This window comes from Ruegeria lacuscaerulensis, assembly GCF_013031245.1.
Taxonomy (GTDB): Bacteria; Pseudomonadota; Alphaproteobacteria; order Rhodobacterales; family Rhodobacteraceae; genus Ruegeria; species Ruegeria lacuscaerulensis_C.
The window spans coordinates 129,559-150,167 of sequence record NZ_WPZL01000002.1; the positions used below are offsets into that span (position 1 = coordinate 129,559).

At 57.0% G+C, this 20,609-nt stretch carries 18 protein-coding genes; 6 read left to right on the plus strand and 12 right to left on the minus strand.

Features of this window, described 5'->3' with window-relative positions:
* Positions 1–424: 424 nt before the first annotated feature.
* Positions 425–1,675, minus strand: coding sequence for a tyrosine--tRNA ligase (gene tyrS, locus GOX66_RS03230; RefSeq protein WP_170759544.1), 1,251 nt, complete (start codon positions 1,673–1,675; stop codon positions 425–427).
* A 90-nt stretch (positions 1,676–1,765) separates the two neighbouring features.
* Entirely contained in the window at positions 1,766–3,031 is a 1,266-nt protein-coding gene (locus GOX66_RS03235; protein ID WP_170759546.1) for an MFS transporter, read from the minus strand.
* A gap of 286 nt (positions 3,032–3,317) precedes the next feature.
* Here GOX66_RS03235 and GOX66_RS03240 point away from each other — a divergent pair, with 286 nt between their 5' ends.
* Complete coding sequence (locus GOX66_RS03240) at positions 3,318–4,391, plus strand: anhydro-N-acetylmuramic acid kinase (RefSeq protein WP_237212497.1); 1,074 nt, start codon at positions 3,318–3,320, stop codon at positions 4,389–4,391.
* Between the two features lie 139 nt (positions 4,392–4,530).
* On the opposite strand, the gene GOX66_RS03245 is transcribed toward GOX66_RS03240, so the two are convergent.
* The 6 genes from GOX66_RS03245 to GOX66_RS03270 form a co-directional block, all read right to left on the minus strand.
* On the minus strand, positions 4,531–5,919 hold the full coding sequence (locus GOX66_RS03245; protein WP_170759550.1) for an aldehyde dehydrogenase family protein: 1,389 nt from the start codon (positions 5,917–5,919) through the stop codon (positions 4,531–4,533).
* Positions 5,916–7,589, minus strand: a complete 1,674-nt coding sequence (locus GOX66_RS03250) for an acetolactate synthase large subunit (protein WP_170759552.1) — start codon at positions 7,587–7,589, stop codon at positions 5,916–5,918. The genes GOX66_RS03245 and GOX66_RS03250 overlap by 4 nt, the downstream gene beginning before the upstream one ends.
* An 86-nt stretch (positions 7,590–7,675) precedes the next feature.
* Entirely contained in the window at positions 7,676–9,184 is a 1,509-nt protein-coding gene (locus tag GOX66_RS03255; RefSeq protein WP_170759554.1) for an FMN-binding glutamate synthase family protein, read from the minus strand.
* A gap of 50 nt (positions 9,185–9,234) precedes the next feature.
* Complete coding sequence (gene hemA / locus GOX66_RS03260) at positions 9,235–10,458, minus strand: 5-aminolevulinate synthase (protein ID WP_170760091.1); 1,224 nt, start codon at positions 10,456–10,458, stop codon at positions 9,235–9,237.
* Positions 10,459–10,659: 201 nt separating this feature from the next.
* Entirely contained in the window at positions 10,660–11,232 is a 573-nt protein-coding gene (locus tag GOX66_RS03265) for a cytochrome P460 family protein (protein WP_336509095.1), read from the minus strand.
* Positions 11,233–11,235: 3 nt separating this feature from the next.
* On the minus strand, positions 11,236–11,841 hold the full coding sequence (locus GOX66_RS03270; protein ID WP_170759556.1) for a cytochrome P460 family protein: 606 nt from the start codon (positions 11,839–11,841) through the stop codon (positions 11,236–11,238).
* Positions 11,842–11,945: 104 nt separating this feature from the next.
* Between GOX66_RS03270 and GOX66_RS03275 the strand changes: the two genes are divergently transcribed.
* On the plus strand, positions 11,946–12,833 hold the full coding sequence (locus GOX66_RS03275) for a LysR family transcriptional regulator (protein ID WP_170759558.1): 888 nt from the start codon (positions 11,946–11,948) through the stop codon (positions 12,831–12,833).
* Positions 12,834–13,185: 352 nt separating this feature from the next.
* Here GOX66_RS03275 and GOX66_RS03280 read toward each other — a convergent pair whose 3' ends face one another.
* Positions 13,186–14,076 carry a fatty acid desaturase gene (locus GOX66_RS03280; RefSeq protein ID WP_170759560.1) on the minus strand — a complete coding sequence of 297 codons (891 nt, stop codon included), beginning with the start codon at positions 14,074–14,076 and terminating at the stop codon, positions 13,186–13,188.
* A gap of 69 nt (positions 14,077–14,145) precedes the next feature.
* Positions 14,146–14,565, minus strand: a complete 420-nt coding sequence (locus GOX66_RS03285) for a cupin domain-containing protein (RefSeq protein WP_170759562.1) — start codon at positions 14,563–14,565, stop codon at positions 14,146–14,148.
* Between the two features lie 86 nt (positions 14,566–14,651).
* On the opposite strand from GOX66_RS03285, the gene GOX66_RS03290 reads away from it, so the two are divergent.
* A complete protein-coding gene (locus tag GOX66_RS03290) occupies positions 14,652–16,070 on the plus strand; it encodes a protein adenylyltransferase SelO (protein WP_170759563.1) in 1,419 nt (472 codons plus the stop codon).
* A 27-nt stretch (positions 16,071–16,097) separates the two neighbouring features.
* On the opposite strand, the gene GOX66_RS03295 is transcribed toward GOX66_RS03290, so the two are convergent.
* Complete coding sequence (locus GOX66_RS03295) at positions 16,098–17,069, minus strand: cation transporter (RefSeq protein ID WP_170759565.1); 972 nt, start codon at positions 17,067–17,069, stop codon at positions 16,098–16,100.
* Between the two features lie 131 nt (positions 17,070–17,200).
* Positions 17,201–18,088: a DMT family transporter gene (locus GOX66_RS03300; RefSeq protein WP_170759567.1), complete on the minus strand. Its 888-nt coding sequence runs from the start codon at positions 18,086–18,088 to the stop codon at positions 17,201–17,203.
* A gap of 267 nt (positions 18,089–18,355) precedes the next feature.
* Here GOX66_RS03300 and GOX66_RS03305 point away from each other — a divergent pair, with 267 nt between their 5' ends.
* The 3 genes from GOX66_RS03305 to GOX66_RS03315 all read left to right on the plus strand — a co-directional run bounded on the left by GOX66_RS03305 (position 18,356) and on the right by GOX66_RS03315 (position 20,564).
* Positions 18,356–19,060 (plus strand): endonuclease/exonuclease/phosphatase family protein, encoded by a 705-nt coding sequence (locus tag GOX66_RS03305; RefSeq protein WP_170759569.1) that lies wholly within the window; start codon positions 18,356–18,358, stop codon positions 19,058–19,060.
* A gap of 73 nt (positions 19,061–19,133) precedes the next feature.
* Entirely contained in the window at positions 19,134–19,547 is a 414-nt protein-coding gene (locus GOX66_RS03310; protein WP_170759571.1) for a Fur family transcriptional regulator, read from the plus strand.
* A gap of 135 nt (positions 19,548–19,682) precedes the next feature.
* Positions 19,683–20,564 (plus strand): DMT family transporter, encoded by an 882-nt coding sequence (locus tag GOX66_RS03315; RefSeq protein WP_170759573.1) that lies wholly within the window; start codon positions 19,683–19,685, stop codon positions 20,562–20,564.
* Positions 20,565–20,609: the final 45 nt, after the last annotated feature.

Sequence of the window (20,609 nt, forward strand, 5' to 3'; positions counted from 1 at the left end):
ATCCAGACGATAGTAGATAGAAATACATATGTAATTTCGATAACCCCACAAATAGACATTGATGATTTCTACGGCCTTGAGTCCGACGCTGAGAGCGATGTTTCCAGTATCATCGACGCTGCCAAAAAGTATTGTACTGATACCGGGTATGTACGCGTCGATGACGGTGCCAATATTTGGGTTGGAGCAAACGGCATGTCGCTTGTCGAGTTCTGTGTTCCGCCCGAAATTTCACTGCCCGCATGGTACAAGGCAGGGGACCGTGTGCCCCGTTGAGGCTGCGCATGCGTGTTTTTGAGGCCGAAATCAAATAACGGCAAAGTCCGCAAAGCGGGCAACCGTCAAATTCAAATGTCCGAGCTAATATGAAAATGGCCACCTCAAAAAGGTGGCCAACCAATCCTTGTCTTCGCAGAGCAGCCGATTAGCCCAACTGAACCAACGCGTGCCGTTTTTTGCCTGCGCTCAGCTTGATCGGTGAGGACAGCGCGCCCGCGTCGATCATTAGACCTGCGTCTGTCAGCGGTGCGTCGTCCAGTTTTGCGCCGTTTTCGGCGATCAGACGCTTGGCCTCTTTACCCGATTTCGCAAGTCCCGATTTCACGATGATCTGAACAATGGACATGCCGTCGCCCAGTTCATCCGCAGACAGAGTTAAAGTCGGGAGGTCTCCGCCAACTCCGCCTTTTTCGAACACCTCGCGCGCTGTCGCCTCGGCCTTTTCGGCGGCCTCGGCCCCGTGCAGCAGGGTGGTGACTTCGTTGGCGAGGCGAATCTTGGCTTCGTTGATCTCGGACCCCTGCAACGCGGCCAGCCGGTCGCATTCGTCCACGGGCAGCTCGGTGAAGATCTTCAGGAACCGGCCCACGTCGGCGTCGGTAGTGTTGCGCCAGAACTGCCAGAACTCATAGGACGACAGCATGTCACCATTCAGCCAGACCGCGCCGCCCTGCGACTTACCCATCTTGCGGCCATCGCTGGTGGTCAGCAGGGGTGTGGTCAGACCATAGATTTCATGGTCAAGCACCCGGCGGGTCAGGTCGACGCCGTTGACGATGTTGCCCCACTGGTCCGAGCCGCCCATTTGCAGAACGCAGTCATATCGGCGGTTCAGTTCCAGGAAGTCATAGGCCTGCAGGATCATGTAGTTAAACTCGAGGAACGAGAGCGACTGCTCGCGATCCAGACGCGATTTTACCGATTCAAAGCTCAGCATCCGGTTGACCGAGAAATGCCGCCCGATATCGCGCAGGAATTCGAGGTAGTTCAGGTTGTCCAGCCACTCGGCATTGTTCAGCATCAGCGCGCCGGTTTCGCTGTCGTCATAGGACAGGTATTTGGCGAAGACCTGCTTCATGCCCGCAATGTTGGCGTCAATCTGTTCGGGGCCCAGCAGGGGGCGTTCATCCGACCGGAAGGACGGGTCGCCCACCTTGGTCGTGCCACCGCCCATCAGGGTGATCGGTTTGTGGCCGGTCTTTTGCAGCCAGCGCAGGACCATGATGTTCATCAGGTGACCCACGTGCAGAGACTGCGCGGTGGCGTCATAACCGATATAGGCTGTTTGCACCCCGCTGATCAGCGCTTCGTCAAGGCCCTGATAATCGGTGCAGTCGGCCAGAAAGCCGCGCTCGATCATCGTGGCGATGAATTCCGATTTGGGGTGGTAGTTCATAACGTGCCTCGGGGTTAATAGTGCGAGGCACTGTATAGGCGGCGCGTTGGGTAAGGAAAAGGCACCTTTTCCAATAAAACCGCAAGTGTTTCAGCTTTTAGTTGGCGGCAGGCGAAAGGCGTATAGCATAGCAATCAGATTCAATGCGGCCAGCCCAATGATCGGTGTGATTGGGTCGTGCAGATGAGCCACCGCACCGAGGATCGCGGCAAAAACCATACCGATCAGACCGGCACAGACGTCGCCAAGCGCGACCAGATAGGGGCGCTCTTTCTTCGAGGACATCTCGATGATGTACAGGTAGCGCCCGTAGATCACGCCGTTGCCGCCCAGTGACAGCAACAGGATGACCAGCGCATAGAGCCACACGTCCTGCGCATATCCCAGGAAGGTGAAGATAAGCGCCAGGACAGCGGAAAACGTCGAAATCAAACATCCCAGCCACATCACCGGCTTGACCGAGATGCGCCCGCAAAGCCAGCCCCAAAGGATGGATCCGATCACCATCCCAAGACTGGCTGCCATGACGAAATAGCTGAGGGAATGTTTGGTGCCCACGTGGAAGGTTGCTGCGTGGATCGTATAGAACGGCATCGCCAGTTCCACTGAGACAAAGATCAGCCGGGCGGTCAGGAATTTGCGGTACCACGAATAGGCCATGCCGGTCTTAAAGCCGGTCACCAGTTCAGCCAGCGGTTTGGGCTTATGTTTCGGGGCGGGTGCGTTGGCCTGCTCCTCTTCTATCAGGCGCACACCGATAAAGGCGACTCCGGCCGCAAACATCGCAACAACGCCGCACCACAGAACAACAATATGGCGTTGCATCGGCTGTTCCGAGGCCAGCAGGTCGCGTGTCACCCAGACAACGATGATGGCCAGAATGCCCGAGATGGTGGCCTGCGCAAACACCATGCGGTTGCGTTTCGCCTCAGGGACGGAAATGCCGTAAATCTGGCTGGTGCCAAGGCTGGTGATCCCCTGACACAGTCCCATGACTGTGGCGGTCGTCAGGAACAAAAGGACAATCAACACATTGGGCAGGCCGGTTGCGAACAGGGCGAGGACCGCCAGAATTGCTGCGGTCATGATATTGGGTGCGTAAACCGCCAGTTTCGCGCGGGTCACCCGGTTGATGAACGGGGATACAAATATCTCGGCAATCAGGCGCGAACCGGTCACGAAAGGCAGCAACATGCCCGCGAAGAATGTCGGGGCACCCAGTGCCAGATACAGGAATGGCAGCACCAGATTCGGGTTCACAAGCTGCGATCCGATGGTCGCCAGCGAACCAGACCAGAAGATCAGTTGGTAATTGCGGCCTTCGGATGGCTGCTTGGATGTCTGTGTGTCCGTCATAGCTGTTCGCTTAAGTCCTGCGCGCAGGATGAGAAATACCGTAAAGGTTACTCACAAAGGGATTTGGTGCAACCGTTCGGGGGTTTCACACAGAGTGCCTGTTGTGTCATGCGCTCACGCAGCGCCAAAAAACACGCCTGTCGCGCGATGCAGCTTGCCTTGTCGGCAGGGAAGCGGGCAGTTTGAGAACGCTGCACCGATCAACCGGTGCGGGATAACAAAAACGCATGAGGTGAGCGTGAGCCGGGCCAACAGAAAAGATGCGGCGATCAGGGCTTTGGGGGCGATGTCCGGCACGTCGCTGGATGGTGTGGACGCCGCAGTTATTGAAACCGACGGTCGCAAGATACTCGGGTTCGGCCCAAGCGGGTATCGTGCCTATACGTCGGTCGAGCGCAGCGAGTTGCGAAATGCGTTGGGGCAATGGCATGGGCCTGCGGTGGATAAAGCCGCCGAGTTGGTCACATTCGCGCATGCCGAGGTTTTATCCGAGTTTGAAGAGATCGATCTGATCGGCTTCCACGGTCAGACTCTTGCGCACGAACCAAGTGGTCGCGGTACATTGCAGGTGGGCGACGGCAAAGGTCTTGCACAGGCGCTGGGCGTGCCCGTCGTCTGGGACTTTCGCAGCGATGACGTGGCTATGGGGGGCGAGGGCGCGCCTTTGGCGCCGTTCTTTCACTTCGCCTGCGCAAAGTGGATCGGCGCCGAAGAACCGTTATGTTTCCTGAACCTCGGCGGGGTCGGGAACCTGACATATGTGGATCCGGGCTTTGACGGCCCCGAAGCGCCGGGTGCTCTACTCGCTTTCGATACTGGCCCCGCCAACGCGCCGGTGGATGACCTGATGCAGGCGCGCCTGGGCCTGCCAATGGACCGGGACGGCGCGGTCGCGCGTGGCGGTACGGTTGAAACCGGTGCATTGGAGCTGTTTCTGGCCGAACCGTTCTTTACCCGCATGCCGCCGAAATCATTGGACCGGAACGACTTTGCCGAGATGATCGGGCTGGTGCAGGAACTCAGCGATGCCGACGCTGTGGCCACTCTGACGGGCATGTGCGCGGCAGGCGTGGTGCAGGGAATGGAGCATTGCCCCAGACCGCCTTCTCGCGTGCTGGTCACGGGCGGCGGGAGGCACAACCCGGTGCTGATGGAAATGCTGCGCGTCGCACTGGACTGCCCGGTCGAACCGGTCGAGGCCGTGGGGCTGGACGGGGACATGCTTGAAGCGCAGGCCTTTGCCTATCTCGCCGTGCGTGTGGCACGCGGACTGCCGACCTCGTGCCCGGGAACGACGGGTGTGAAGGCATTGGTTGGTGGCGGGGTTGTAAGCACGGTATCGGAGGGCGCCGTGGGCTGAAAGGTTTTGTGGTCAATCGCAGCTTTGCGGACAAAGTGACATTTCGCTGCAGTTGCTCCAATGACTGGTCATAGAATAACCTCAAGAACTGTCAGGGGAAGATGCTACATTTGCCGGGCACAACACCGACCCCATTACCTCAGATCTTGAATACGGCCATTTTGTCCTGAGTCATGTCATGTATGGTGTAACCGATACCACCGGTATTGTAGCCCGACTGGCGACGCCCGGCGAAGGGCATCCAGTCTACCCTGAATGCGGTGTGATCATTGACCATAACCGCCGTTGCGTCCAAATGTTGAATTGCTTGCATCGCAACGTCGAGCGTCTTGGTAAAGACGGATGCTTGAAACGCATAAGGTAGGCTGTTTGCAACCTGATATGCGGCTCCAATTTCGTCATAACCGTAGACGCAGACGACCGGGCCAAAAATCTCCGCTTTTGACACGCGGGCATCTTGAGGCGGGTTAAGCAAAACAGTCGGAGCATAGGTTGTCTGCCCCAAACGTTTCCCACCGGTAAGCACTGACGCACCCGACTGAACAGCTTCATCCACCCATTGTTCGACCCGATCGACTTCGGCGGGCCGGATCAGAGGACCGCAATCCACATTAGCGTCCGTAGCATCGCCTACTATCAGCGTACCGGCAGCATCAGCCAGCTTCTGTGCAACTTCAGCGGCAATAATTGCGGGGGCAAAGACCCGTTGAACGGAAACACAAACCTGACCGGAGTGATAAAAACCACCTTTGGTCAGCAACGGGATCATTGCGTCGATATCAGCACTGTCATCAACAATAACAGGTGCTGCGCCGCCATGCTCCAAGGCGCATCGTGTTCCAGGGGCAAGCTTGGACCGCAGCATCCAGCCCACCTTCGCCGACCCGATAAATGAGAAAAACCCGACCCTCGGGTCAGTGATCATTTTCTCGGCCACATCGTTGTGAGATGCCGCGAAACGGCACCAGTCTTTGGGTAGCCCGGCCTGGCGAAGAATGTCGACGAACGCCCGGCAGGACAAGGGGGTGTCCGGGGCAGGTTTTACAAGTACGGGGCACCCGGCGGCCACGGCAGGGGCAACCTGATGGACGATCAGGTTTAGGGGGTGGTTGAAAGCGCTTGCTGCTACCACAACCCCAATCGGTTCGCGTTGTGTGAATGCTATCCGACCTGACCCGGCTACGGTCAGTTCCATAGGAATCTCTTTGCCTGCCATCTGACCGATCTCATGGACACACAATTCAACTCCGTCGATGGCGCGTGTCACTTCCACGCGCGCATCAACCAGTGGTTTACCCCCTTCGCTTGCAATAAGCAGGGCAAGCTCTTCATGCCGCGCGGCCATAAGCTGAGCGGTAGTCTTGAGGATTTCAATCCTCTTGAACGCCGGCAACCAGCTCTCACGATTGCGGTAAAGGTCATGTGCCGCCCCAAGCATGGCGTCGATCTCACTGTCTGAACAGAGTTCGACCGCGCCAATGCGTTTCAGGGTGAAGGGGTTAACAACGTCCAGGGTGATTTCGCTCATATCAGGCACGCCTTCGCCGCTAGTTCATCAATCAGCACACGCTGATTTTCGCGGTAGTCAACGGGCAGATCGACAAGATGAACTCCACCCGCTGCGAATGCCCGCTCAAAGACCGGCACCAGATCTTCAGTACGCTCGATGCGATGACCGGTTGCACCGTAACTGTTGGCATACTGAACAAAATCGGGGTTATTGAACTCCAGTCCCCAATCATCAAATCCCGCGTGCGACTGTTTCCATCGGATCATGCCATACGAGCTGTCGTTCAACACAGTCACCACCAGATTGAGCCCGAGCCGCACCGCCGTCTCAATTTCCTGGCTGTTCATCATGAAACCGCCATCACCGCAGATCGCCATAACGCGACGGTCTGGATTAAGCTTTGCCGCCATCATGGCTGACGGTAATCCGGCTCCCATGGTTGCAAGTGCGTTGTCTAAAAGCACCGTGTTTGGCTGATAGGCTTTGTAGTTTCGCGCGTACCATATTTTATAGATTCCATTGTCCAGCGCGATGATATCGCAATCCCCCATGACTTTGCGGGTATCTGCCACAAAGCGCTGCGGGATGACGGGAAAGCTGGCATCCTCAGAACCTGTCGATGTGTGCAGGTCCGTTTCCTCTTTGATGCGGTGGAAATAGCTGCGGTCAAATTCCAACGGCCCACCCAGTATGTGCCCGAGCCTGGCGATGGATTGCGTCAGATCTCCCACAACTTCGACTTGCGGGAAATAGACCTGATCGACCTGCGCGGCTTTGTAGTTCACGTGAATAACTCTGGTACCGCCTTCCTCCATGAAAAAGGGTGGCTTTTCGACCACGTCATGTCCAACGTTGATGATCAGATCGGCCCGGTCGATGGCGCAATGCAGGTAATCCCCGTCCGACAAGGCCGCGGTTCCGAGGAAAAGATCGGAACGCTCATCCACCACGCCCTTGCCCATCTGTGTATTGAAAAAGGGGATCTGCGTTTCTTTCACAAACTGGCTCAGGGCGCTCCGCGCGTGTTTACGGTTGGCGCCTGCACCCAGCAACAACAGCGGCATTTTTGCAGACCGGATCAATTCGGCTGCTTCGTTCAGGACCGTGTCGCCAGCCACGGCATAGTGGCGTAGATGGGGTTGCAGAACGCGTTCGTCCGTGTCCTCGGCCGCGATATCCTCGGGCAGTTCCAGTAGCACTGCGCCGGGGCGTTCTTCCTGTGCCACGCGAAATGCCTCGCGGATCAGCGATGGGATGGTATTGCCATGGACGATCTGCTTGGACATCTTGCAGATCGGAGCAAACAGTCCCACCACATCAATTATCTGGAACTGACCCTGTTTTGATTTCTTGATTGGCTTTTGCCCCGTAATCATGATCAGGGGCATTCCACCGAGATGCGCATAGGCAGCAGGTGTGGCAAAATTCGTTGCACCCGGTCCAAGTGTTGCCATACAGACACCTGCTTTTCCGGTCAGACGACCATACGTGGCTGCCATGAAGGCAGCCCCCTGTTCGTGTCGGGTCAAAACCAGTTCGATCGAGGATGTTCTGAGAGACTCGAGAACATCCAGATTTTCTTCACCGGGAACGGCAAAGATATACTCGACGCCTTCAGCTTCCAGCGCAGCGACCAACAAGTCTGAGGCTTTGGTGTGGGATGATGTGCCGATTTGTGAATCTGACATGCGTTCTCCTGCATTTGTGCGGGTCAATCTTACACGACCAGCCCGCAGGCAGCACCGGCTACCTTGTTCCATTGATTTTGAAAGGATTATTCTGCCGCCGATACCGGTGTCGGTTCCTGATACAGATCGTCCATAGAAACCGAACGCCCGTTATCCAGAACGATGCGTGCATGATATCGTTTCAGCAACCGGGGTTCGGCGACGCCGCAACTATGGGCAATGATGCCAACCTCTTTTTTCATGTTCATGGCATAGCTTGCGACGCGCTCGGACTTGCTGGCCGGATCAAGGCCGAATTGCAGCTTGGGATCATGGGTTGTGATCCCTGTCGGACAGGTGTTTTTGTTGCACTGCAACGCCTGAATACAGCCCAGTGCAAACATGAAACCCCGCGCCGAGTTCACAAAATCCGCCCCTGCGCAAAATGCCCAGGCCACTTCGGACGGATTGATCATCTTACCGCTGGCGCAGATTTTAACCCGGTCGCGCAAGCCGTATTTCTTCAATATATCAACTGTCAGCGGAAGGCTTTCGCGCAACGGCATGCCCATGTTGTCAATCAAACTCATGGGGGCAGCGCCAGTCCCGCCATCGGCACTGTCGATGGTTATGAAATCCGGAGCGCTTTCTGGTCCACGCTTCAGAATTTCCTCACACAGGCTTTCGAAAAATCCGTATGCCCCGATCACGGCCTTGAAGCCGGTCGGCTTGCCTGTGACGTTGCGCACGTAGTCGATCATGTCCAACAGATCGCCCACATTGTTGATCTCAGGGTGTCGGTTGGGGCTAATTGCGTCCTGACCGACCTCTAGCCCGCGAATGGCAGCAATGTCTTCGGTGACCTTCGCACCGGGAAGTATGCCACCCTTGCCGGGCTTTGCTCCCTGGCTTAACTTGATTTCAAACATCTTCACGGCATCATGCCTCGCTACTGTGCGTAGCTTGTCCTCGTCAAACCCGCCGTCTGGTTTGCGAACACCGAATTTGCCGGTCCCTATCTGAAATACTATATCTGCTCCGCTTTCCAGGTGATAAGGCGACAAGCCCCCTTCGCCTGTGTTGATCCAGATACCGGCCTTTTTTGCTCCTGCGGACAGGGCACGCACAGCCGGAACCGAGATTGCACCATAGCTCATGCCTGAAATATTGAAGACAGAGGCGGTCGTATAGGGGCTTCGCGCAGAAGGCCCGACCGTTACAGTCGAAGGGTCTTCGGCGTCCTGCTCCAATGTGGGGAACGGGCAATTGACGAAATAAACAGTGCCGGTTGGCCGCAGATCACGCGACGACCCAAAGGCCACGGTGGAATCCACGTTTTTGGCAGCCCGGTAGACCCAAGATCGTTCGGCACGGTTGAACGGCATTTCTTCACGGTCTTGGGCAAAGAAGTACTGCCGAAAGAACTCTCCCATATGCTCAAAAAAATATCGAAATCTAGCGACGACAGGATAATTGCGCCGCAACGTGCTTTCGGTTTGGGTCTTGTCGCGAAAATAGATCACCACGACCCACAATACCGCGATGCCAATGGCAAAGATAAAGGCATAGGATAAGAATTCCAGGATGTTCAGGACCACACTGGTTACGTCAGACATTGTCTATTGCTCCTGCAAGTGGCGTGGCATGCGGACTGGACAGCGACGTGTCATCCGGCCCGCTGTTCACGGTTCAATTCACATTGGGCCCAAAGAGCGTCTAATCCAGTCACAAGGCGATCAAATTCTGATGAACCATGTACGGGCGACGGTGTGAACCGCAGCCGCTCGGTGCCGCGCGGGACGGTCGGGAAATTGATCGGCTGGACATAGATACCATGATCGTCCAGCAGCATATCGCTGAGCTTTTGGGTGTGCACTGGGTTGCCGACGATGACCGGAACGATATGGCTGCCATGGTCGATCAGCGGCAAGCCCATCCCCTTCAGCCGCAGCTTGAGGACTTTAGCCTGTGTCTGATGTTGCTCGCGCAGTTCCGGCGTGCGCTTGAGATAGGCGACCGAAGCCGCCGCACCAGCTGCAACCGCAGGCGGCAACGACGTGGTGAAGATGAAGCCCGGCGCATAGGAACGCACGGCATCACACATTTTCGCGCTGGCGGCGATATAACCGCCCATGACACCGTACGCCTTGGCCAGTGTGCCGTTGATGATGTCGATGCGTTGGGCCAGCCGGTCGCGTTCGGTGACACCACCGCCGCGTGGGCCGTACATACCGACCGCGTGAACCTCGTCGATATAGGTCAGCGCGCCGAATTCATCGGCCAGATCGCAAATCTCTTCAATGGGGCCGAAATCACCGTCCATCGAATAGACCGATTCAAAGGCGATCAGCTTGGGCGCGGCGGGATCGTCCGCCTCAAGCAGCTCACGCAGATGGGCCACATCGTTGTGGCGGAAGATACGCTTGGCACCACCATTGCGGCGCACACCTTCGATCATCGAGGCGTGGTTCAGCGCGTCGGAATAATTGATCAGGCCGGGGAACAGTCTAGGCAAAGTGCTCAGCGTCGCATCATTGGCGATATAGGCGCTAGTGAACAGCAGCGCCGCCTCCTTGCCATGCAGATCGGCCAGTTCCGCCTCGAGGCGCTTGTGATAGACCGTGGTGCCCGAGATATTGCGGGTGCCGCCCGACCCTGCGCCAGCCGCGTCGACGGCGTCGTGCATGGCTTCCAGCACGACGGGGTGCTGCCCCATGCCCAGATAATCGTTGCCGCACCAGACGGTGATATTCTGTTGCGATCCATCTGGACGGGTCCGAACCGCATGCGGAAAGTGCCCGTTGCGGCGTTCGATATCAATGAAGGTCCGGTAACGTCCTTCGTCATGCAGACTGGCAATCGCTGAATCGAGCTGAGCAGTATAGTCCAACGATGCCTGTGCCGCCAATTTCGGCGGGCGTTGCGGGTTTGAAAAACACTTCATTCGGATACTCCGATTGGCCGCTCAGATACATTTGAAATCCGCGAAGTTGATACGGGCACAGCTTGCTCATCCCGTCGGCAGCGGGAATTGGATCGGGTCAAACCAATCCCCGCTTTGTTACCTCAAGGTGAGTGGGGCGCAGGTTGCTCAATCAGATTGGCGCGACTTCTCCGCGCTCAGCACTGGGTAAGCTTCGGTATAAATCCAGTCCGTTTCCCGGGCGGGCACATGGCAAGTCTTGCATTCGATTTTGTAGTCTTCGGTCGTGGTTGTTTCACGATCTTCCACATCGAAGTAACCCCAACCCCAGCCATCGCCCCAGAGGTCATTTCCATCAAACCGGTCGTGCTCGTCTTTCACCATGACAAACCAGCCAGTAACTTCGGTCGCATAGGCTGCGGTACCAGTGGTGTACTCGTCAGTTTTGCTCTCTAACAGTTCCTTGATCAGAACCGCACCGTCGGGGAACGACCCGTGTTCCAGATAATGTTCAATCACACCCGGCTGCGTATAAACAACGTGCTGTCCGGTGGCTTCGCCTTCATCCAGAATGGTCCAGCTACCCAGCATTGGCCAACTGGTACGAAACTCGCCCCTGGGCATGTGTATGTTGCCATTTGATCCAACAACCCCTTGGGTCGGCACAGAAAACTCCTGTGCCGACCCGGGAAGCGCTCCAATTGGGCCAATCAGAGCGAGGCAACCCAATAGACGTTTCACGTCTCAATTTCCCTGAACGGCACGAAGCACCGGGTAGAACTGGGTAAATACGAAATCGGTATCTGCATTGGTTTCATGGCAGGCGTTGCAGGATTCTGCCGGGAAGGCCTGAGCTGTTTCAGCATAGGGTTCGCCTTCGTGCCCAAAACTGTAGTAAACCCAACCGCCCGGTTCGCTGCTGAACCGTTCCGTGTCTTTGACCGTCAGTTCAAGACCGACGAATTCACCCTGAAAATACCCGTTGCCAGACACTTCGAAACAAGCGCCATCTTCTTCGGTGCAATTGTCGCCTTCGCGGATCATCACCAATTCCTTGGCAATCTGCGTACCATTCGCCCATTCACCGGTTTTGGCAAAGTGGTCAAAGGCCGAAGGTTCGACATAGACATTGTGAAACTCTGGAAAAGGCGCCTCGCCGTCATTCAGGGCATTGGGGGTCAGTGGCGAGCCGATGAAAACCCAGCGACGATAATCGGTGGGAACATTGACTGACCCGTCGTCATTAAAGACTGCTTCGGCAATAGTTTCTGCTGAGGATTGAGCTAGAACTGCACCCGCCAAAACAAATGCGACAATTCCTGTGGCAGCGGCGTAATGTGTTAGCTTCATCGAGAGGTCTCCTTATGGCTGACCTCAAATCTAGCGCCCCAAGTTATATATTTTGGTTATGATTTGTATAACCGACCCGCCACCCCCTTGAGGTACAAGACCCTATGGAACTTCGTCGCATTCGATATTTTCTCACCGTCGCACGTACACTCAATTTTTCTCAGGCTGCGAGAGAATTGAAGATCTCGCAGCCTGCACTGAGCAAAGCAATCCAGCAGCTTGAAACGGAATTTGGCGGATCTTTGATCCGGAGAGAAGGGCGTTTGACGCACTTGACTCGCCTGGGTGAACGCATGCGCACTTCTCTTCAGGAGGTGGAGGACGCGGCAAATCGCGCTGCACAGCTTGCATCACGGATTGCGAAGACCGAATCCGCGTGTATCCGTATCGCGATCATGTGCACCATAGATCCTGGTAAAGTCGGTCGTTGTCTGGCGCAGTTTCAGCAAGACAACCCGACCCTGTCGATTGAGTTGCTGGATTTTACCGCGGCAACGATTCAAGAGGCGCTATTGAATGGCAAGGTCGATGTCGCGATCCTTGGCAGCCCCGTCGAAGCCGTTCCACGAGTGCGCACCCATGAATTGTTTCAGGAGCTTATGGTGATGTCCTGCGGGTCACAAAACCGGTTGGCTCAACGCGAGTCGATTCCTCTGAAGATGATCGCCGAATATCCCTATATTGACAGGTTGCGATGCGAATTTCGCGATATGATCCTTTCGATGATAGACAAGAACGATGTGAGCCTGAATGTCGTGGCCAGCAGTGAGCGGGAAGATTGGATAAAGTCATTGCTTGCGCAGGATCACGGTGTCTCGATCATGCCACAAAGTTCTGCCAATTCAGCTGGCCTGAAATCAGTAATTTTGCAGGACAAGAAACTACTCAGATCGGTTTATTTGACGATCCCCGCTGGTCGCGAAGACCAGCCCCCTGTTCAGGCGCTGGTTAAACACGTCAAATCGTTTAATTGGACAATTGCATCGGAGTAAGCGAACGCTTTCGTATAGTCTGACTGACAGCGACGGGATACAACCCTTCCCGTTCAAAGCAGGTATACGTTGGCATCGAATGCATTTGCATTGGACCTATCGTGGCGCAGCTCTTCCAACGAAACAAAGCTGCCATTTACCCATGCCGCAGTATGCGGAAGTTTGGGCTCCAACCGGACATCCCCCAATAGGTCTGGTCGCAGCAAACCCTCTATTTGCTGCATTTGCTGCAAATCCAAGCTTTGGTGCAGTGGCGAAACCGACCAGCGTGTATGTGCCGGCTGACCGCGCCACCTGCCATTTGGAAACACCTCGTATAAAATGCGGGGTCGTAAGCTCGCTCAAGGCGCGCTCATTGCTTTAAAGAGTGTACATAGTCCCCTGTAAACTCTGAATAACTATCCGAGGTTGATTTCAGGTGCGCCCGAGTCCAGCGGTGCAGACCTGGCAGTTGGTGGAAAGGCACGTTTGGAAAGGCGTGGTGCTCGGCGTGATAGGGCATGTTCCATGCCAGAAACCGGACGATTTGGTTGGTGAAAGTGGTTCGGGAATTCTCAAGCATGTTAGCAACGGGCGGACAGAGGCCGTGCTCTGCCAGAAGATACAGGCGCAGGAACGGTTGGCCGACCAGCACCGGTAGCAGCCACAGCCAAAACAGGTTCGGCGAGTAGAGCAGGCTGAGCGCGGCTAGTGCGTAGAGGAACAGCAAGGCGCGCGCCTCGATCCGCATAGCGCGGTGTTGGCGGGCAGGCAGGTAGGGCGCATCGATCCTGCCAAAGGTGTTCTGGATCAAAACGATTGCCATGCTTTTCCAGTATGGGAAACCGCTCAGGTAAATCAGCAAGCTGCGCCAATTGTCTGGTCTGGGTTTGCCGCCCAGCTCCGGGTCTTTTTCCGGGTGGTTGGTCCATTTGTGGTGAGCCAGGTGAAAATACCGAAACCAGACAAAGGGCAGAGCGATCGGGATCGCGACCAGATGCCCTACAGCGTCATTCAGCCATGCGGTGCGAAACGGCGTTTTGTGGGTACATTCATGGCTGAGCGTGAAGAGGAAAGCCAAAAGAACGCCCTGTGGCAGTATAAGTAAGGGCCACAGCGTCACTTGCATTGAAATACAGGTGCTGATCACTCCAAGCGCCGAAAGGTACAGCGCGAGATGTCGCAGCCCGGCAGTGTCAGACCGCTGCTGGAGGCTGTCTTTTTCCTCAGGCGGGATCGACGCTATGAGGTTGCGGTGATCCATTCGATTTCCTCGCTCGATACCATAACTTGCCAAGCAGGGGCTGTCGATCTCAGTTCAGTTGTAGCTGCTTCACCCACGCGGAATCTCGAAACCCGGCGCGGCCAGTTCGAACCCCTCGAATTCGAATCCGGGAGAGACTGTGCAACTGACCAGAGTGAAATCGCCGGTCGACCGGGCCGCTTGCCAATAATCTTTGGGTACGATCACTTGCGGGGCACCCTGTGAAAGATCCGGGGTCAGCAGGTGATCCGAGGCAGGGCCATGATCTGTTTCGCTGAGTGACAGAACAAGCGGCGCTCCGGCGTGATACAGCCAGATTTCGGTTGCGTCGACGCGATGCCAATGGCTGGTTTCACCTGCTTGAAGCAGAAAATAGATGCAGGTGCCGGTGGCCCGACCGGGGTTGTCGGCGCGCCAAGTTTCCTTGAACCAGCCGCCCTCAGGGTGTTGTTGCAGCTTTAGGTGGTCGATGATCTCTTGCGCGGTCATTGGGTCCTCGTGTCGTTGCGTCGATATATGCACGGGAATGCGCGATCCGCTATGGTATTCGTGCGTTTTAGAAATATGTTTGCCGCATGACCCTGACGATCCCGTTTGACAACAGTTACGCCCGCCTTCCGAACAGCTTTTTCGCGCGGCAGGCACCTGTGCCCGTCCGTGCACCGCAGCTGATCGCGTTCAATGCCGATCTGGCGCAGATCCTGCGGGTCACTTCGGGCGATGTGCAAGAGATGGCCGAGGCTTTCGCCGGGAACGCTCTGCCTGACGGGGCCGAGCCCATCGCGCAGCTCTATTCCGGGCATCAGTTCGGCAGTTACAACCCTCAGCTTGGGGATGGACGTGCCGTATTGCTGGGGGAGACGGTCGGAACCGATGGAGTTCGGCGGGACATCCAGTTGAAGGGGTCCGGGCCGACACCGTTTTCGCGACAAGGGGACGGGCGCGCCTGGTTGGGGCCTGTGTTGCGCGAATATGTTGTGTCCGAGGCGATGCACGCGCTGGGCATACGTACCACGCGCGCACTGGCAGCGGTCGAGACCGGAGAGATTGTGCTGCGCGAAAGGCCAATGCCCGGCGCGATCCTGACCCGTGTGGCCGAAAGCCATCTGCGTGTCGGTACCTTTCAGGTTTTTGCCGCTCGTGGGCAGCTCGACAGTTTGCGCCGCCTGACAGATTACGCCATCAACCGTCATTACCCCGGGGTGGATGGCCCAATGGGGCTGCTGCGTGCTGTGGTCGAAACGCAATCGCAGCTCATCGCCGCATGGATGAGCGTTGGTTTCATCCATGGGGTGATGAACACAGACAACTGCTCGATAGCGGGCGAGACCATTGATTACGGTCCTTGCGCGTTTATGGACACTTATCATCCAAACACGGTCTACAGTTCCATCGACCGGATGGGGCGCTATGCCTATTCCAACCAGCCGGACATAGCGGTGTGGAATGTGGCCCAACTGGCGACAGCACTGATCCAGCATGTGGAGGACAAGGAAGCCGCAGTTGAAGAGGCCACTGAAATCGTTCACGCCATGCCGGAGATGTTGCAGCAGAACTGGCTGACACGCTTCCGGGCCAAGATTGGACTTGCGACCGGTGATGAGGGTGATCTTGAGATGATCTCGGACCTGCTGACCCGGATGGCGCATAACCAGGCCGATTTCACCAATACCTTCCGCGCGCTGGGCGGTGATGCGGCGCGGGATCAGTTCACCGACCCGAAGACCTTTGATCATTGGTCCGATGGTTGGCGCGTGCGTCTGGAGCGTGAAAAAAACCCGGAAGCTGTGATGGCAGCGGCGAACCCGGCCTTCATCCCGCGCAATCACCGGGTCGAGCAGATGATTCAGGCGGCGGTTCAGGGAGATTACGGGCCGTTTCACCGGTTGAATTCGGTTCTGTCACAGCCGTACGAGGATCAGTCAGAGGCGGCTGATTTGATGCGCCCGCCGTCCGAGAGCGAAGTGGTCCACGCGACGTTCTGTGGGACTTGAAGTAAAACATCAGCCCAAACTCGGTCGTCAGGCGCTTTCCTTATAGGGATTGATCGCATCCGGCCAGCGCCGCGGATATTCGGTGATCATCAGGTAGACATCCGCACCGTCGATAGCTTTACGGGCGTCGCGGATCATGCGCAGGTTCAGCGAGTCCACCTCTTTGGCAAGGATTGGCCGCTGGGGGTCGTAGTAGATGGTCACCAGCACGGTCCGGCCTTGTTTGGTCACCGACATGTCCCGCAATGCGCCTCCGTCATCGGCAATCGCGGCACGAAGGGCACGACGGGCCGTTGCAAGCAGCTCGGGGCGGGCGCTGACATTTGCCAGTTCTCCCAGTCCTCCCTGGAATTCACGTACATAGGTTCCGATGGCCAGCAGGCACAGGAATAGAACGATGATCGAGTCGCCCACCGGTGCGATGGCTGCAAGCGGGCCGTCCCGGAACAGATAGATCGCGCCAAGCCCCACACCCGCCGCGGCGGTGAACAAACCGTCGAACAATGCCGCTTTGGATTCAAGACGCAGAATCGAACTGCTTTTGCCCGTTTGCCGCCAGGTGAAGTAGTGGAACGCCCAGAGGAATATACAGGTCAGGCCGATCGCGGCGAAGTATACGAACATGGGCGCAAAAACCAATGGTTCGGGCACCATGCCATTGAAATAGCTGTAGATATTCTTGGTCGCATTTGTAATCGCGAACAGAACCAGCCCCAGCAGTGAAAGCGACCGGAAGGTGGAAAAGATTGCCTCATCCGCCGCATATCCAAAGGGGCGCCGCTTATCAGGACCGGCATCGATGCGAAAACTGATCCGGCGACCAAGATAGGCCGAGCCAAATCCGATCATGGAGTACAGACCGTCCATCATGATCGCGTTTGAGTTCGACAAAATCCCGGCAAGGATACCCGCCGCCCCCATGAAGAGGTTGCCCACCATGGCCACGATAAGGGACCGGCTCTCCAGTTGCTTTTTACGATCCGGCTTCGGCGTCGTCATTTCGTAATGTCCTGATATGGCAACAAACACCTCCACAATTAGCCATTCGCAGGGGAATGGCCAACACCTGCGTCAAGCACAAGGGAGGCCGCCGTCAGGCGGATCAAGGGCGGAGGCTTGGTTTGAAATCGCTATGATCGAACAATTTCCAGGACGGCGGCACTGACGATCAGAAGGGCGCCCAGCAACTCTCGCAGGCCGAACGGCTCGCCTGCCAGGGCGGCGGCCGAAGCTATCCCGACAACAACCTCGCTCATCAACAACAGCCCGACGCGGGCGGGGGACAGTTTGGTTGCGGGCCAGATGGTCATGTAAATCATTGGCAGGACATACAGGGCGGACAGCAGCACGAATTGCAGAACCCAAAGATAATCGCTTTGGGCGACAGACGGCAGTACGGGGCCCGGAAGAAATGCCAGGCCCACCAGCGAAAGGAACATCGCGCCCATGACAAAGGCGAATACCTGCCCTGACACCGAGATATCCGCTGCCCGGTATAGACCAAGCGTCCCAAGTGCCCAGCATATGCCTGAAGCCAGGGCCAACCAGTCGCCGATGTTCTGCGGCAGAGGCACGAAATTTGCGTCCCCTAGAACAACGAACAAGCCCCCGAGGCCGCAGACTAGCGCCGCCATACGCCCAAGGCTGAGACGTTCACCCAGAAACAGAACTCCTAGAAGCGTTCCCCAGATCGGCGTCAGGTAGAACAAAAGGATCGAGCGAACGACGTCCGTGTACACCAGGCTGATCGAGTACAGGCTGAATGCTGCGCCGGTGAACATTCCGCTGAACACCAGATCCCGCCATTGCAGCGCCAGCGTCTGTCGGTCTCGCCAGATCAGCGGAACAAGCACAAGCAAGGCTGAGGTATACATCGCGATGCCGGGCCAGGGACCTGTCAGTCCCAGATCAAAGAAGAACCGCACGGGGATCCAGTACAGGCCCCACATCATGCCCCCGGCAACAAGAGTAATGCTTGCCCATGTCCCGTTGCTTGACTGCGCTTCGCTTGAAACCATTTCCACTCCGAAAATAAACCGGCGCGCTTGGCAATCGCCGTCGTGGCACAGCCGGAACGTGCCACTCTGCCGGGATAGAGCGTTCCAGTGTCCCAGATCAAGGGGAACCAAACCACAGGCACGGTCCGCCCGTTTTTCGAGCATTTTTAGGGCGCGATCGTCCTGTAAAGCAAAAAGCGCAGAATCTGTGCCCGTCTCGAAGAGCAGGGGGGTTGCACCCGGCTGAGAGAATGGCACTCTGGTCCGCAACCATTTCGTTGGGGGACAATGCAACCTAATTCTTCGCTGCGCATCGCCAGCTACAACATCCAGAAATGCGTTGGCCTGGATTTCCGGCGTCAACCGCAGCGTATCCTGCAGGTCATCGAGAGCATGCAGGCCGATATCGTGGTGCTGCAAGAGGCCGACAAGCGCCTGCCTCCGCGACCTGCCGCCCTGCCGCATTTCATGCTGGATGAGGCCGGGTGGCAAATTGTCGATCTTGGAGGTGCGGGCAGTCTTGGCTGGCATGGCAATGCGGTGATCTGGCGGGGTGACGCGATAAACGTGCGAAAGACCGGGCATCACGACTTGCCGGGGCTGGAGCCTCGGGGAGCAGTTCGGGTGGAGTTTGATACCCAAATCGGGCCGCTGCGGGTCATGGGGATGCATCTGGGCTTGCTGTCCGCCTCCCGACGTCAGCAAATCACCCAACTACGCCGCTGTGACGAGGGTCTGGACCAGATGCCAACCGTCTGGGCCGGAGATTTCAACGAATGGTCGCGCCAACCAGTGCTGGACCATTTGGCCCCTGACATGCGGTTTCTGCCTCCTGTTCCCAGTTTTCCCGCCGCGCAGCCGCTGGGCGCGCTGGACCGGATCGCGCTGGGCGACGGGCTGGAGGCGATCCTTCACGGAGTGCATGACACGCGCCCTGCGCATATTGCGTCGGACCATCTGCCGATCTGGGCGGACCTGCGGCGCGTGGCCTGAGACGCAATTCCGCAGTGGCGCCAGCCGCGCAGACGTATTAAGACAGAAACCCGAACTACTCTGAGGGTCACTCATGTCCGATACGATCATCGCCCGTTGCGAAGCCAAAGGCCTGCGCATGACGGGTCAGCGCCGCACAATTGCGCAGGTGTTGCAGCAAAGCGAAGATCATCCGGATGTCGAGGAGCTGTACGCCCGCGCATCAGAGGTGGATTCGGGTATTTCCATCGCCACCGTCTATCGCACCGTAAAGCTGTTCGAAGAAGCAGGGATTCTCGAACGTCTGGAATTCGGGGACGGGCGTGCGCGCTACGAAGATGCCGAGCGGGATCATCACGACCACCTGATCGATATGCAGTCGGGTGAAGTGATCGAATTTGTCGACCCTGAAATCGAGGCGTTGCAGGAAAAGATCGCGGCCAAGCTGGGATATCGGCTGAAAGGCCACCGCTTGGAACTCTACGGCGTTCCGCTGAAACAGGACTGATCCATCACGAAATGCGATTGGTCGCCTAACGGCAATTCATCAAACCTGTCGCAAATACGCTTGCTACGTCGCGAAAGTTACGGTTTTGGTGACTCAAGGGCGCAGATTTGTCAGCCCATCCCAACGGAAACGCGCATGAACAACGTAAACGGCATTTTGCTGATCATCGGGTCGATGGCGGCCTTCTCGCTTGAGGATATGTTCATCAAGCATTTGTCGATCAGCGTATCGACCGGACAGATCATGATCGTGTTGGGTCTGGTCTGCGGGCTGGTCTTTGCGCTGATGTCCGTGGCCACGCGAAAACGTATCCTTGATCCTGTGGCGTGGCAGCCGTTGCCACTAGCCCGCGCTGCGGCCGAGGCGGTCGGGGCGCTGACCTTTGTTACCGCTTTGTCACTGGTTGAGCTGTCCACAGTGGCCGCTGTCTTTCAGGCGATGCCATTGGCTGTGACCATGGGGGCGGCGCTGTTTCTGGGGGAACATGTTGGCTGGCGGCGCTGGAGCGCGATTGGCATCGGCTTTATCGGAGTTCTGATGATCATTCGCCCCGGACTGGAAGGGTTCCAACCCGAGTCTCTGTTTGTCGTTGCGACCGTGATCGCCATTGCCGCGCGCGATCTGATCACCCGCCGGCTGGACGTCCGGGTGGCCTCATCCGTTATTGCAATGCAGGCTTATATTGCTGTGGCAATTGCTGGTGCAGTGCTGATGGTATTCACGGCGCAACCCGTCGTTTCGTTGCAATCGGTGCAGGTTGGCCCTTATCTGGGGGCCATCGGTTTTGGCGTTCTGGGATATTACGGCATCGTTACGGCCATGCGGATCGGAGAGGCGTCGGCGCTGACCCCATTCCGTTACACCCGACTGGTTTTCTCGATCATGGCGGGAATGCTGATGTTCGGCGAACGGCCGGATGCGATGACGTTGGCCGGGGCCACGTTGATTATCGGGTCGGGCATGTACACGTTCGTCCGTGAGCACAGGCTGGCCCGGGCCATGGCAGCCCCGGCCTGACGGATCGTCGCACGTTGGCGCAAACAGGAACCTGTTAGCCCTAAA